Annotated in this window: 14 protein-coding genes; all 14 read left to right on the top strand. The window is 61.6% G+C overall.

Annotation, left to right across the window (positions count from 1 at the left end):
* The coding region (mreB, locus tag AB1402_10160) for a rod shape-determining protein MreB (GenBank protein MEW6541953.1) at positions 1–607 on the top strand (607 nt) is incomplete at its 5' end.
* 1 nt (position 608) lies between these two features.
* Positions 609–1,433, top strand: coding sequence for a rod shape-determining protein MreC (gene mreC, locus AB1402_10155; GenBank protein ID MEW6541952.1), 825 nt, complete (start codon positions 609–611; stop codon positions 1,431–1,433).
* Positions 1,434–1,437: 4 nt separating this feature from the next.
* A complete protein-coding gene (mreD, locus tag AB1402_10150; protein ID MEW6541951.1) occupies positions 1,438–1,932 on the top strand; it encodes a rod shape-determining protein MreD in 495 nt (164 codons plus the stop codon).
* Positions 1,933–1,946: 14 nt separating this feature from the next.
* Positions 1,947–3,995 (top strand): penicillin-binding protein 2, encoded by a 2,049-nt coding sequence (gene mrdA / locus AB1402_10145; protein ID MEW6541950.1) that lies wholly within the window; start codon positions 1,947–1,949, stop codon positions 3,993–3,995.
* Positions 3,996–4,027: 32 nt separating this feature from the next.
* Positions 4,028–4,417, top strand: a complete 390-nt coding sequence (gene minC / locus AB1402_10140; GenBank protein ID MEW6541949.1) for a septum site-determining protein MinC — start codon at positions 4,028–4,030, stop codon at positions 4,415–4,417.
* 24 nt (positions 4,418–4,441) lie between these two features.
* Positions 4,442–5,242: a septum site-determining protein MinD gene (gene minD, locus AB1402_10135; protein ID MEW6541948.1), complete on the top strand. Its 801-nt coding sequence runs from the start codon at positions 4,442–4,444 to the stop codon at positions 5,240–5,242.
* A 23-nt stretch (positions 5,243–5,265) separates the two neighbouring features.
* A complete protein-coding gene (gene minE / locus AB1402_10130; GenBank protein MEW6541947.1) occupies positions 5,266–5,538 on the top strand; it encodes a cell division topological specificity factor MinE in 273 nt (90 codons plus the stop codon).
* A 137-nt stretch (positions 5,539–5,675) separates the two neighbouring features.
* A complete protein-coding gene (gene rodA, locus AB1402_10125; protein ID MEW6541946.1) occupies positions 5,676–6,773 on the top strand; it encodes a rod shape-determining protein RodA in 1,098 nt (365 codons plus the stop codon).
* Positions 6,774–6,799: 26 nt separating this feature from the next.
* Complete coding sequence (locus AB1402_10120) at positions 6,800–7,594, top strand: methyltransferase domain-containing protein (protein ID MEW6541945.1); 795 nt, start codon at positions 6,800–6,802, stop codon at positions 7,592–7,594.
* Between the two features lie 302 nt (positions 7,595–7,896).
* Entirely contained in the window at positions 7,897–8,631 is a 735-nt protein-coding gene (locus AB1402_10115) for a M23 family metallopeptidase (GenBank protein MEW6541944.1), read from the top strand.
* Between the two features lie 40 nt (positions 8,632–8,671).
* Positions 8,672–9,562: a M50 family metallopeptidase gene (locus AB1402_10110; GenBank protein ID MEW6541943.1), complete on the top strand. Its 891-nt coding sequence runs from the start codon at positions 8,672–8,674 to the stop codon at positions 9,560–9,562.
* A gap of 117 nt (positions 9,563–9,679) precedes the next feature.
* Positions 9,680–11,536: a TIGR03960 family B12-binding radical SAM protein gene (locus tag AB1402_10105; GenBank protein MEW6541942.1), complete on the top strand. Its 1,857-nt coding sequence runs from the start codon at positions 9,680–9,682 to the stop codon at positions 11,534–11,536.
* Positions 11,526–12,197, top strand: a complete 672-nt coding sequence (locus AB1402_10100; GenBank protein ID MEW6541941.1) for a TIGR03936 family radical SAM-associated protein — start codon at positions 11,526–11,528, stop codon at positions 12,195–12,197. Before AB1402_10105 ends, AB1402_10100 begins: the two co-directional genes overlap by 11 nt.
* A 27-nt stretch (positions 12,198–12,224) precedes the next feature.
* A complete protein-coding gene (locus tag AB1402_10095) occupies positions 12,225–13,526 on the top strand; it encodes an Rne/Rng family ribonuclease (protein ID MEW6541940.1) in 1,302 nt (433 codons plus the stop codon).
* The last annotated feature ends 52 nt before the right edge of the window (positions 13,527–13,578 follow it).

Genomic DNA, 13,578 nt, shown 5'->3' with positions numbered 1-13,578 from the left:
CGGGGCCGGTTTGCCGGTGCACGAACCGACCGGCACGATGATTGTCGACGTGGGTGGGGGAACGACGGAGGTGGCGGTGATCTCCCTGGGGGGAATTGTTACCAGCCGTTCGATCCGGGTGGCCGGTAATGAGATGGACGAGGCCATTATCCAGCATGTCAAGCGGAACTACAACCTGATGGTCGGCGAGCGTACCGCTGAAGAACTGAAAATCAAGATCGGCACGGCCTACCCCTTGGAACACGAGGAGACCGAGGAGGTGCGAGGCCGGGATCTGGTTTCCGGCCTGCCCAAGACGGTGACCGTGACTTCGGCCGAGATTTACCGGGCGCTTTCGGAACCGGTGAGCGCCATCCTGGACGCCATCCGGCAGACCCTGGAAAAGACCCCGCCGGAGTTGGCCTCCGACATTATGGACCGCGGAATCATGATGGCCGGCGGCGGGGCGCTCCTGCAGGGGCTGGACCGGCTGGTGAGCGAGGAAACCCGGATGCCCGTGCACCTGGCCGAAGAGCCGCTTCTGGCGGTGGCCTACGGTTCCGGGCGGGTACTGGAGAACATTGATGTCTTGCGCAAGGTATTGATCTCACCCAAGAAGGTGGTGTGATTTGAAACGCACCCGGATAAGAAGACTCCTGGCGGCCGGTATCCTGGTGTTATTCCTTTTCCTGTTGATGCAGCTAACCGGTTCTGAACGCGGGGAACTGACGGTTCTGGAAGCGGGCCTGCGGGATGGTTCGGGTTTTGTGCAGGCCGGGGTCACGTTGGTGGGAAACCAGGTGCGCGGTGTATTCCAGCGCTTCTTTTTGTTTGGCGGTGATCCGGAGGCAGAGGAATTGCGGCGGCAGATCCGCGACCTGGAGGGGGAAGTGGTCGCCCTCCGGGAGTACCGGATGCAGAACGAGCGCCTGCGGGAGTTGCTGGATTACCGGGACGAAAACAGCCGTTACCGAATGCTGACGGCCGACGTCATCGGCCGCAATCCGGGCAACTGGTTCGGGGAGATAAAGGTCAACCGGGGCGCGAACCACGGTGTCGAGCGGGGTATGGCGGTGGTGCTGCCGGCCGGGTTGGTGGGTCGCGTGATCGCGGTGGCGCCGAATACCTCCGATGTGCTTCTAATCACCGACCACCGTAGCGGGGTGGGGGCCATGGTCCAGGAAATCCGCACCCCGGGAGTGGTAAAGGGCGTGCTGAACGGCACACCGCCCTTGCGGATGTTCTACCTGTCCCTGGATGCGGAAGTGGCGGCCGGGCAATACGTGGTCACCTCCGGACTGGGGCTGGTGCCCAAGGGCATTCCGGTGGGACGCATTGTTTCGACCCGGAAGGATGAAGCCGGCTTGACCCAGACGGCCGAGGTTTCGTCGCTGGTGGACTTTAATTATCTAGAAGAGGTTTTGATCATTCTCAATTCCGTCCCGGGAGGATAGGGCTTTGCACATTCTTCTCCTGGTGTTGCTGTTGGCGGCGGCGCTGCTCCTTTCGTCGACGGTGTTGGAGTTCATCCGGGTGGCGGGCGTGAAGCCGGATCTGGTGCTGGTTCTGGTCGTGTACTACGCCATCTTCAACGGCCCCAGGGAAGGGGCTTTTTTGGGCTTTCTGGGCGGGTTGGCCCATGATTTTCTATCCGGCTATTACTTGGGGTTAAACGCCGTGGCGCTCGCCGTGGCCGGTTACGCGGTTGGACTGGGTCACCTCCGGCTGTTCAAGGAGAACCATTTCGTGGTGGCCGGCATCGCCTTTCTGGCCACCATCCTGGTCGAGGGGATCCGGTACCTGCTGCTCTTGTTTCTGGGTGTGACCATCTTTCCGGGAGAGGTGTGGTGGGGATTGATGATCCCCGGGGGAGTGTACAACGCCGCCGTCGCCCTCCTGTTTTACCGCCGGTTTTACCTTTCCAGCACCCGGGGACTGTTGCGGATTCCATAGGAACGGGGATGTCTGTGGACAAGAAAAGCCTGACCAAGAAGATCAACGTACTGATCGCCATCGTGGTCGTCATTTTCGTGGTGCTTGTCGGCCGGGTGGCCTATTTGCAGTTGCTGGAAACCGAACGCTACCAAACCCTGGCCCGGGAGAACTCCTTGCGCCTGATCACGATCAGCGCGCCGCGCGGCGAGATTTACGACCGTAACGGGAGAAAGCTGGTGGGGAACCGGCCGCTTTACACCGTTTCCCTGGTGAACCTCGGGCAGGACCGCGGGGAACTGGAACCGGTGGTGGAGAGGCTCGCCGCCATCCTGGACCGCACGCCCGAAGAAATCTGGGACGCGGTCGACAACCAAAGCCCGAGGCGTTATGAACCGGTCCGCCTGGCGCGGGACGTTTCCCTCGACATCGTTTCCCGGATTGAGGAAGCGCAGATGGAACTGCCCGGCGTGGTGATCGACTTCGAGCCGATGCGCGAATACCCCTACGGGAACTTGCTGGCGCACGTATTGGGATACATCCGGGAGATCCGGCCCGACCAGTTGGCGCGGCACGGGGCGGATGGCTACCGCTTGGGTGATGTGTTTGGGCAGGCCGGACTGGAGAACGCCATGGAGCGCGAACTGCGGGGGATCTCGGGCGCCCGCCGGATCGAGGTGGACGTGGCGGGCCGGCCGGTGCGCAGCCTGGGCGTGAAAAACCCGGTTCCGGGGCATGACCTGACCCTGACCATTGATTTTGAGGTCCAGCGGGCGGCCGAAGAGGCGCTGGCCCGGATTGTGAAAAACCTCCAGAATGAAGGGTATCGGGACTGCCGCGCGGCTTCGGCGGCGGTGATCGACGTGCGCAGCGGCGCGGTCCGGGCCCTGGCCGGTCACCCGGCCTACGGCCCGGGGATATTCGCGGGGGATCTGAGTGCGGAACAGGCGCGCACACTGTTCACCTCCCCGGAACGGCCTTTTTTGAACCGGGCCATCCAGAGCACCTATCCCCCGGGTTCCATCTTCAAGATGGTGGTGGCCGCCGCGGCGCTGGAGAGCGGAATGATCGACCGCCGGTTCACGGTCACCGATCCCGGCTACTTTGTCCACCAGAGACAACGCTACGGCTGTCTCGGTGTCCACGGTCGGGTGGACGTGGTGCAGGGGATTCAGGTTTCGTGCAATACTTTCTTTTTGACCACCGGCTTGCGCACGGGTCCGGAAAATATTGCGCGCATGGCCCGTGAATTCGGATTGGGTGAGAAAACCGGCATCGAACTGGCCGGGGAGGCCGCGGGCGTGGTGCCTGCCGCGGAGTACAAGCGGAGTATGGTGCAGGCGGAACTGGACCGGCGTTTCGGGCCGCAGTTCGAAGCGGTTGAGGAACACTACCGGTCGCAACTCCCGGGCGCAAGCGAGGCCCGGCGGGAGGAGCTAAATCGGGAGCGGGAGAGGGAAAAGGCCAAGATCCAGGCGCAGTACGAGCGTTACGCCTGGGACCTCCAGTGGCGGGACTACGACACCCTCAACATGTCGATCGGCCAGGGTCTGAACAACTACACACCCCTGCAACTGGCCGGCTACACGGGTGCAATCGCCAACGGCGGTTACCTTTACCGGCCGTACCTGGTGCAGCGGGTAACCGGCCCGGAAGTCCGGGTCGTCAAAGAGGCCGTGCCCGAACTCCGGAGAAAAGTTTCGATTTCACCCGAGACCCTCGACATTCTCCGGGAGGGAATGCGCTTGGTCAACCAACCCGGCGGCACGGCATACGGTTCATTTTTCGACTTTCCGGTGACCTCCGCCGGCAAAACCGGCACCGCCGAAGTGTGGGGACGGGAAGACCACGGGCTTTACGTGGCCTTTGCTCCCTTTGAGGAGCCGGAGATCGCCGTCGCCGTGGTTGTGGAACACGGCGGGTCGGGCAGCCGGGCGGCGGCCCCGGTCGCCCGGGCGATCATGAACGCTTATTTTGGTTTTTTGACACAAGATGAAGAACAAGCGGCTGAGAATGAGCGCATTCGGCAAAATAACAGGGAAAATACAGCGAGGGATTTAGCAGGATTTGGTTATTCACCGTAGAACCTCTCTTCTAGATGGTGAGGTGGAAATGAATGGCCCGGCAATATGCGCTTGGCGGTGCCCTTGAGTCTCCGACCAAAATGGTGGAGGGTACTCTCCGCTCAGGCCAGAGTGTACGTTTCGAGGGCAACGTGGTGGTCCTGGGTGATGTCAACCCGGGGGCCGAAGTGACCGCTGCCGGCAACGTCATTGTGATGGGGGTGTTGCGCGGAACGGTGCAGGCTGGTGCCGCGGGCGACGAGCGGGCGGTCATTGTAGCTTTCCGTTTGCGCCCCACCCAGTTGCGCATTGCCGATCACATTTCCCGTTCACCCGACGGGGAAGTATTCAACCCCAACCAACCGGAGATGGCCAGGGTAAGAGACGGGACCGTGGTTATTGAAACCTTCCCGCCCGGCGGGGAGCGCCAGGGCAAAAACTAGAGGCCAAGGGAGGAGCTTAAAGGAATGAGCGAAGTTATTGTGGTGACTTCCGGCAAGGGAGGGGTTGGCAAGACGACGGTCACCGCCAACATCGGGGCTGGGCTGGCGATGTTGGGGCACAAGGTGGTGCTGATCGACGCCGACACCGGTCTTCGAAACCTGGATGTGGTCCTGGGGATGGAAAACCGGATTGTGTTCGACCTGACCGACGTGATCGAGGGGAAGTGCCGCCTGCGGCAAGCCATGATCAAGGACCGCCGGTTTGGTGAGTCGCTGTTCCTGCTTCCAACCGCCCAGATCAAGGACAAGTCGGCGGTGACGGAGGATGATCTGCGCAACATCTGTGGGCAGTTGCGGGAGCATTTCGACTACGTGATTATCGATTGCCCGGCGGGTATCGAACAGGGTTTCCAGAGCGCGGTCGCCGGGGCTGAAAAAGCGATCGTGGTTACCGCCGCCGAGGTCGCCGCGGTCAGGGACGCCGACCGGGTGGTGGGTCTCCTGGAATCCAAGGCCGACATCAGGGATCCCAAACTGATTATCAACCGCCTGCGGATTGAGATGGTCCAACGCGGGGACATGATGACCCTGGAGGACATGCACGACATTCTTGGGCTGGAACTACTGGGTGTAATTCCTGATGACGAGGCCGTGGTAGTAGCCACCAACAAGGGGGAACCGGTGGTGGTAAACGAGCAAACCGTCGCCGGGCGCGCCTTCCGTAACATCGTCCGCCGGATGCAGGGCGAAGCCGTTCCCTTGATGAATTTGGAGAGTCGGGAAGGATTTTTCAACCGGTTGCGGAAAATCATAGGATTTAGATAAGCTACGGGGAAGGAGGAACGGCAGTGTTGGATTTCCTAGCCCGCCTCTTAGGCAGGGAAAGTCCCGGCAGCAAAAATATAGCCAAAGAGCGGCTGCGCCTGGTGCTGATCCACGACCGGGCCGACATCTCCCCACAACTGCTGCAACTTCTAAAAAACGAGATTGTGGAAGTAATTTCCAAGTACATGGAAATAGACGACAAAGGGTTGGAGGTAAGTCTGGAGCACGTGGACAAGCAAGTGGCCTTGGTGGCCAACATTCCGATCAAAAAGATGAAAAGGGCGGCCAATATCTAGCGGAAGAAAAGGACAGGGGGGGCAACCCCCCTTTTTGGCTTTCCGGGTATCCGTTATAATGGGAGGAACAAGAACAAAAAGCCGGGGTGGGATAAATCAGCCGCCATAGGAGAGTTCTCAAAAACCTGGACTGCACCTTGATTCTGGCCGCAATGGCCGTCATTACGCTGGGTTTGGTCACGGTCATCAGCGCCACCCAGGTGACCAGCCTCCCGGGAGAAGCCGGTATTGGCTTTTTGTGGAAGCAGATCCTGGGCATTGTTCTGGGAATGACAGCTTTTGTCTTTTTTCTTTTTTGGCGTTATGAGGAATTATCCCGATACGCGCGATTACTTTATGCGGCAAGCCTGGTCTTGCTTCTGGCGGTACTCGCAGTCGGTCATACGGCCGGAGGCGCCCAGCAGTGGCTCCGATTCGGACCGTTGATGTTCCAGCCGTCGGAATTCGCCAAGCTGGCGGTGATTATCGGGCTGGCGGTGCTTCTTTCCGAGCGTGAGGGACAGCTTAACCGCTTCCGGGATCTCCTGCCCGCTTTCGTGTACGTCGGAGTGCCGATGGCGCTGATCCTGGCACAGCCCGATCTGGGCACGGCACTGGTGTTCATCGCTATTACCCTGGGCATGCTGTTCGTCGCCGGTGCCAACCCCTTGTTGTTAGGCGGATTGACGCTGGCGGGACTGTCCAGTGTGGTGCTCTGGATTTGGGCGCACCTGAATCACGGGATCTGGATCCCGCTTAAGAGCTACCAGATCACCCGGTTGACGATCTTTCTCGATCCCTGGAGCGACTGGCAAAAGGACGGCTTCCAAGTGATCCAGTCCCAGATCGCCATCGGCGCCGGGGGCCTGTGGGGCCGGGGTCTTTTCAGCGGCACTCAGAACCAGTTGAACTTTCTACCCGAGCAGCATACCGACTTTATTTTCTCGGTGCTGGCCGAGGAACTCGGCTTTGTCGGCGTATTTTTTCTATTGACGCTCTTTTTTATCATTCTGTACCGGGGTTTGCGGATCGCCGGGCAGTCCAAGGACCTCACCGGCACCCTGATGGCCACCGGCGTCGTGTCGATGCTGGCCTTCCACGTCCTGACCAACGTGGGCATGGCGACGGGAATAATGCCGGTTACGGGGATCACGCTGCCGCTTTTCAGTTACGGACCGAGTTCCATGGTGATGACCTTGGCGGGGCTGGGACTTTTGGGCAATGTCTGGGTGCGGCGGCAGACCATTGTCTTCTAAGCTTGACGGGATAGAAGTGGTTTGGCATGGCCCTCTTCGATCGGGTGGCCGAACACTATGACGCCTGGTATGAAACCCCGCTGGGCCGCAAGGTGGACCGGCTGGAGATGTGCCTTTTTATGCGGCTTGCCGCGCCCAGGCCGGGAGAGAAGGCGTTGGACGGGGGCTGCGGTACCGGGCGGCTCAGCTTGGCGCTGGCTGAAAAGGGGCTGGTGGTCACCGGTGTGGACCTCTCCCCCCGGATGCTGGAAGTAGCCCGCGAACGGACCAGGCCGTACGCAAACATTACCCTGTTGCAGGCGGATGTGGAAGGCCTGCCCTTCCCGAGCCTTTCCTTCGACCTGGTAACCGCGCTCACCGTTCTGGAGTTCACCGGTAACCCGGAGGCCGCCGTCCGGGAACTGTGGCGCCTGGTCAAACCGGGCGGCCGTCTGGTGATCGGGGTGCTGAACTTGTGGAGCCCCTGGGCCTGGCGGCGGCGCCGTCAAGCCCGGACCGGTGAAAGCGTTTTCGCCGGCGCCCAGTTCTTTTCCCCCTGGCGCCTCAAAACGTTGCTGACCGTAACCACGGGCGGAGGCCCCCTGATCTGGAGCACTTGTGTCTTTATCCCTCCCTGGGCCGGTTCGCTGCCGGTCAATATGGCCGTTACCCTGGACCGGATCGCGCTCCCGTTCTTGAAACCATTCGGCGCTCTAATCGTCATGCGGGCGGAGCGGTTGCCTGTAGTCCAGCCGATGCCGACCGGCGTTTTCCATTCCCGGATCATCACGGAAATAGGCGTTCGTGAATCCCGGGTCACCCAAGCCGAACAATCCCGCTAAAGTGAGAAGTGAGAAGTGGGAGGCGGGAGGGCTCGGAATGGCTTTGACCACTTGGTTGGACTTTTCTCACCTCCAACTTCCCACCTCATATCTCTCATTAGGGCGTCCTCGGCGGCGGCAGTGCCGTCCTCGCCTGCGCTGACCGTTGTAGCGACGCTTGGCAATGTCGCTCTTTCGCCGACGGTCTTCACCGCCCCAGCGGGAGCGGAAGGAACTTGTTCGCCTCCGCACACAGCTTGTCATTATCTGGATAATGTCTTCATATGATGGTAGCAGCTTAGAGCAGCAGGGAGGGGGACCGGTTGAGATTGTTCACGCGCGAAAAGAGGCTTGATTGGCCTCTGCCGTCGGCCGCGCCCAGGCCACGGGCCGGCCGGAGAGAAAGGAAATGGTTTTTCCGGGTGACGGCGGCGGCGGTTCTGTTTTTGTTCTTTCTGGCTGTCAGGGAAACCCAGGTGCCGTTGGGGGTTCAGGTCCGGGAGGGATTGCAGTACGTTTTGACTACGGAATGGAACTACCAGCCGGTGGTGGACCGGGTGGTCCGCCTGGGACTGCAGACGGTGAACGTCGATCTCCCGTTCCTGGAGACACTGCCGCGCCGGCCGGACGGGGAGACTGAGATGGTGGCGGTTCCGGCGAACGGGCTCCTGCCTCCCGTTACCGGTACCGTGGAGCGCGAATTCGGCTGGGTGACCGACCCGGTCGACAAACGGGAGCGTTTCCACCCCGGGGTGGATATCGGCGCGCCCGCCGGCACACCGGTCCGGGCGGTCATGTCCGGGTTGGTGTCCCAGGTAGGGGAAAACCCGACATACGGTCCCTACATTCTGATCGACCACGGCAGTGAGGTCTACACTCTATACGCCCAACTGCACAACATCCAGGTGCGCAAGGCTGACCGGGTTGAGGCGGGTGCGGTTCTGGCGGAAGTAGGCAACCAGGGTGACTTTCCAGGTTGGGGTGTGCATTTCGAGTTCCGTGAACAGGGGGCGCTGGTTAACCCCCTGGATAAAATCGACTTCTCCGGCAACCCGTAGCGGTCGACTTTGCACTTCAAGGCAGGGGGAGCGGGGCGCTATGCGGATCTGCCGGGTCAACGGGATCATGTTCTCCATTAACAATTGGTTTCTGGCGCTCCTGGGGGTGTACTTCGCCGCCGGAGTTCTCGGCAAGGGCCTGACTGCCTTTGCCGTAGTTTTTGCGCACGAGTTGGCTCACGTTTGGATGGCCCGCCGCCATGGCGTTCCCGTTGAGGAAGTTGAGCTGATGCCTTTCGGGGGGGTGGCCAGGATGAGCCGGGAATTGGTCGTTGAGCCCCGAAAAGAAAGCGTGGTGGCGGTAGCCGGCCCGGTGACCAACCTGGCGCTTTGCGGCCTGGCGCTGGGGTGCGGTCACTACGGCCTCTGGCACGAAGTATACGGACCGTTCTTCATTCAGTGTAACCTGCTGCTGGTCCTTTTTAATATGCTCCCCGGCCTGCCCTTGGACGGTGGCCATTTGTACCGGGCCTACCTGGCCCGCAGGATGAACCTGCCCGCGGCCACCCACCGGACGGCGGTCTGCGGCCAGTTCTGGGGGGTGTTGATCGTGACTCTGGGGACAGGCGGCCTGCTATTGGGATTGACCGGGTTCGACATCATTGCCACCGGGCTCTTTCTTTACTACGCCGCCCGCCGGGAAAAACAGGAAGCGCCGTACCTGTACGCGCAGCACCTGGTCACCAAAAACCGGGACCTTGAACGACACGGAATTTTACCGGGGGAGGTGCTGGTAGCCCGGCAAGATCTTCCGGTGTGGCGGGTCACCCAGCTCTTCGTGCCGCAGCGGTACCACTTTGTATACACCGTGGACGAGCACGGCCGCCACACCGGGGTCGTGGACGAGGCGGAGATTATGAAGACGCTCTTGGAGCAAGGGGCCAACGTATCCCTGGACCGGATCCGGAAAGGTTTTCGGCCCTACGTCTAGAATAAAGTGGGAATCGTTTGGAGTTTGGGATATACTACTAGTTAGGTTCTGCTCTATCTAGTCAGTATCCCTTAAGACAAACCATGGGCACCAGTTTTCTGGCACCGGGGGGGCCGCATGACCAGTCTGGAGCGTATTTTGTCCCGGGTCGAAAGGCCGGCCCGCTATGCGGGCGGTGAGTTCAATGCGGTGGTCAAGGACTGGGACAAGACACCGGTCCGGATCGCCTTTGCTTTTCCCGACGTGTATGAGGTGGGCATGTCCCACCTCGGGCTGCACATCCTCTACCACGTGGTGAACAGCCGGGAAGACGCCCTGATGGAGCGTGTCTTTGCTCCCTGGACCGACATGGAGCGGGAGATGCGCCGGGAGGGCTTGTCCCTTTTTTCGCTGGAGTCGCACCGTTCTCTGGCTGATTTCGACGTGCTGGCCTTCACCCTCCAGTATGAACTCGGCTACACCAATGTCCTGAACATGCTGGATCTCGCGGGCCTGCCAACGACCGCGCACGACCGCCGAGCGGGGATGCCCCTGGTCGTAGCCGGCGGCCCCTGTGCTTTCAACCCGGAGCCCCTGGCTCCTTTTCTGGATGCCGTGTTCCTGGGCGAGGGGGAAGAAGGCCTGCACGACCTGGTCGAGGTGGTGAAAAAGCACGGTCGGGGCCACAGCTCCCGCGCGGAATTGCTGCGGGCCCTGGCCGGCATTCCCGGAGTGTACGTACCCTGTTTCTACCGCGCGGAGTATGCTTCCGACGGTACCCTGGCCGGGGTCCGCCCCGTCGTCTCCGGGATCTCGGAGCGCGTTCGAAAGCGGGTGGTCCAGGACCTGGACCAGGCGGCTTACCCGACCAAGCCCATCGTCCCCTACCTCGAGGCGGTGCACGACCGGGCGATGCTGGAGGTCTTCCGGGGTTGCACCCATGGGTGCCGCTTCTGCCAGGCCGGAGCGATTTATCGTCCGGTGCGGGAGAAGAACCCCGAGACTCTCCTGGCCCAGGCCGCGGAGCTCTTAAAGAACACCGGGTACGACGAGCTTTCCCTGACCTCGTTGAGTACCACCGATTATTCCCGGATCGGTGAGCTGGTCGGAGCGCTGGTCGACCGCCACCAGGGAGAACAGGTGAACGTCTCTTTGCCGTCCCTGCGGGTGGATGCTTTTGCGGTCGAGCTGGCCCGCGCGGTGCAGGCCGTACGCAAAAGCGGTCTGACCTTCGCTCCGGAGGCCGGCAGCCAGCGCCTGCGGGACGTGATCAACAAGCAGGTGACGGACGAGGACCTCCTGCAGGCGGTCGGGGCGGCCTTTACGGCCGGGTGGCATCGGGTCAAGCTCTATTTTATGTTGGGACTCCCGACCGAGACCCTGGACGACATCGCCGGAATCGCCCGTTTGGCCCGGAGAGTGTTGGAGCGGGGCTGGGAATGCGGCGTGGCCAGGGGGCGCCTCAACGTCACCGTCAGCACGGCGTCATTTGTGCCCAAACCGCACACCCCGTTCCAGTGGGAAGCCCAGACCCCTCTGCCCGAATTGCGGGAGAGGCAGGCTTTTTTGCAGGGCGCCCTCAGAGGCAGGAACCTGGTGTACCGCGGGCACGAACCGGAGACCAGCTTTCTGGAGGCCGTGTTCGCGCGCGGGGACCGCAGGTTGGGGGCCGTGCTGACCCGGGCCCTGGAATTGGGCTGCCGCATGGACGGTTGGCGGGAGTGTTTCCGGTTCGACCTGTGGCAGCGCGCCTTCTCCGAAACCGGCCTTGATCCGGGCGCCTACGCGAACCGGGCCTACCGGTATACGGACGTACTACCGTGGGATCACCTGGACACCGGAGTGGACCGGGAGTATCTGAAGCTTGAGCACCAACGGGCCCTGACCGGAGAGACCACGCCGGACTGCCGGGGACAGAAGTGTGCCGGGTGCGGTCTCTGTCCGGGGCTGGCAGTTGAACCCCGCGTCTTGGAGGCCGGTGGCGGTGCGGGTTAGGCTCGTTTACCGCCAAGAGGGGCAGGCCCGGTTTATTTCGCACCTGGACGTAATGCGCGCCTTTGAACGCGCCGCCCGGCGGGCGGAGCTGCCGCTGGCGTACAGTCAGGGATTCAACCCGCGGCCGAAACTGGTATTCGCCGCCCCCTTGCCGGTCGGCACCAGCGGGTGCCGGGAATACGTCGACCTGGAGCTGGAGGGCGACCTGGCCCCGGATGAAGTATTGGACCGGCTGTGTCGGAACCTGCCGGGAGGGCTTGTGCCTTTCGGGGCCCGGAGCGCCGCCGGTCCGCCGCTGATGAGTTTGGTGAGCCGGGCCTGCTATCTCGCGGCGGGGGATCTGCCCCGGGGGTTTTCGGCAGGACATCTGGAGGAGGGAGTAGCTCGCTTCCTGGCCCGCGGGGAGATTGTAACCGAACGGAAGACCGCCAAGGGAATCAGGCGCAAAGACATCCGTCCAGGCCTCCGCCGTCTGACGGCACAAAGCGACGGTGACCGGCTGAAACTGACTATGGAACTGGAGGCCGGCTCGGCGCGGAACGTACGTCCGGATGAAGTCATGCAGGCGCTGGGGGTTGTCCTGGAGCTGGATGCGGAGAGCTTCAACATTTTGCGGACCGCAGTACTGTCCCGGGAGGGTGTTCTTCTCTGGGACCTGTGAATTAATGGAGGTATGAGGAGGCAGCCAGTGCTGAAAAGAGAAATAGTGATCAGTACCCGGGATAACGCCACACGGGTGGCGCTGCTTGAAAACCGGGTGCCGATGGAGGTATATATAGAGCCGGACGAAGAGATCTGCCTGGTTGGGAGCATTTTTAAAGGTGTGGTCGAGAACGTGCTGCCCGGAATCGAGGCGGCCTTTGTAAACGTGGGGCTGGACCGGAACGCTTTTCTCTACGTGAATGACGTGTTGGGGCAGTCCGGCCGCACGGACGCCGGCATCAGGGACCTTTTGCACCCGGGCCAGGAAGTGATCGTACAGGTGGCCAAAGATCCCCTGGGCAACAAAGGGCCCCGGGTGACCATGCGGGTAAATCTGCCCGGACATTACACGGTGCTGATGCCGACGGTGAACCACATCGGCATCTCCCGGCGCATCGAGGACGAATCGGAACGGGAACGTCTCCGGGAAGTGGTACACCGGGCGCGGCCCAACGGGATGGGCGCGATCGTGCGCACCGCCGCCCGGGGGATCGCCGCCGAGGTGCTGGCCGACGACGTCCGGGAGTTGGAGAAGCTCTGGTATGATATAAAGAAGCGGGAGTCCGGCGCCGCGGCCCCGTCACTGCTGTACCGGGAGTGCGGGCTTTTGCCGCGGATTATTCGGGACCTCTTTACGGAAGAAATCGAACGCCTGGTGCTTGATTCGTTTACCGGCTACGCGCGATCCCTGACCATTCTGGACACCGTGAACCCCAAACTGAAATCCCGGGTGTTTTGGGAAGACAAGCCCGATATCTTTGAAGCCTACAATGTGAACCAGGAGATCAACAAAGCACTGCAGCGCAAGACCTGGCTGCGGTGCGGCGGATACCTGATCTTCGACCAGGCCGAGGCGTTGACCGTGATCGACGTGAACACCGGCCGGTTCACCGGTCGCGTGGACCTGGAGGACACCGTTTACAAGACCAACCTCGAGGCGGCGGTGGAGATCGCGCGGCAGTTGCGGTTGCGCAACCTGGGCGGGATCATCATCATCGACTTCATCGACATGAGCCACGAGGAGCACCGGAACCGGGTGCTCGAGGTGCTGGGCGAGGAAATCAGGAAGGACCGGCGGCGGACCCACATCATGGGGCTGACCCGGCTCGGCCTGGTGGAGCTGACCAGGAAAAAGGTCCATCCCAGCCTGGCGGAGTTATTGCTGAGCAGTTGCCCGCAGTGCGGCGGAACCGGGAAAATTCAAGGCCAGAGGAAAGATCCTCTTCAGGCCGGAAGCAAAGGGCCAGGATCTTACCGGTGGCATCATCGACACACCCGTGAAGGTTGACCTTTGGACCACGGTCTTCGAGCCAGGCGTACGGGCTGGCATCGGCTTGCAC

This window comes from Bacillota bacterium (assembly GCA_040757205.1).
Lineage (GTDB): Bacteria > Bacillota > Desulfotomaculia > Desulfotomaculales > Desulforudaceae > Desulforudis.
The sequence above is the reverse complement of the archived record's forward strand: the minus strand, read 5'-3'. Positions and strand labels throughout refer to the sequence as shown.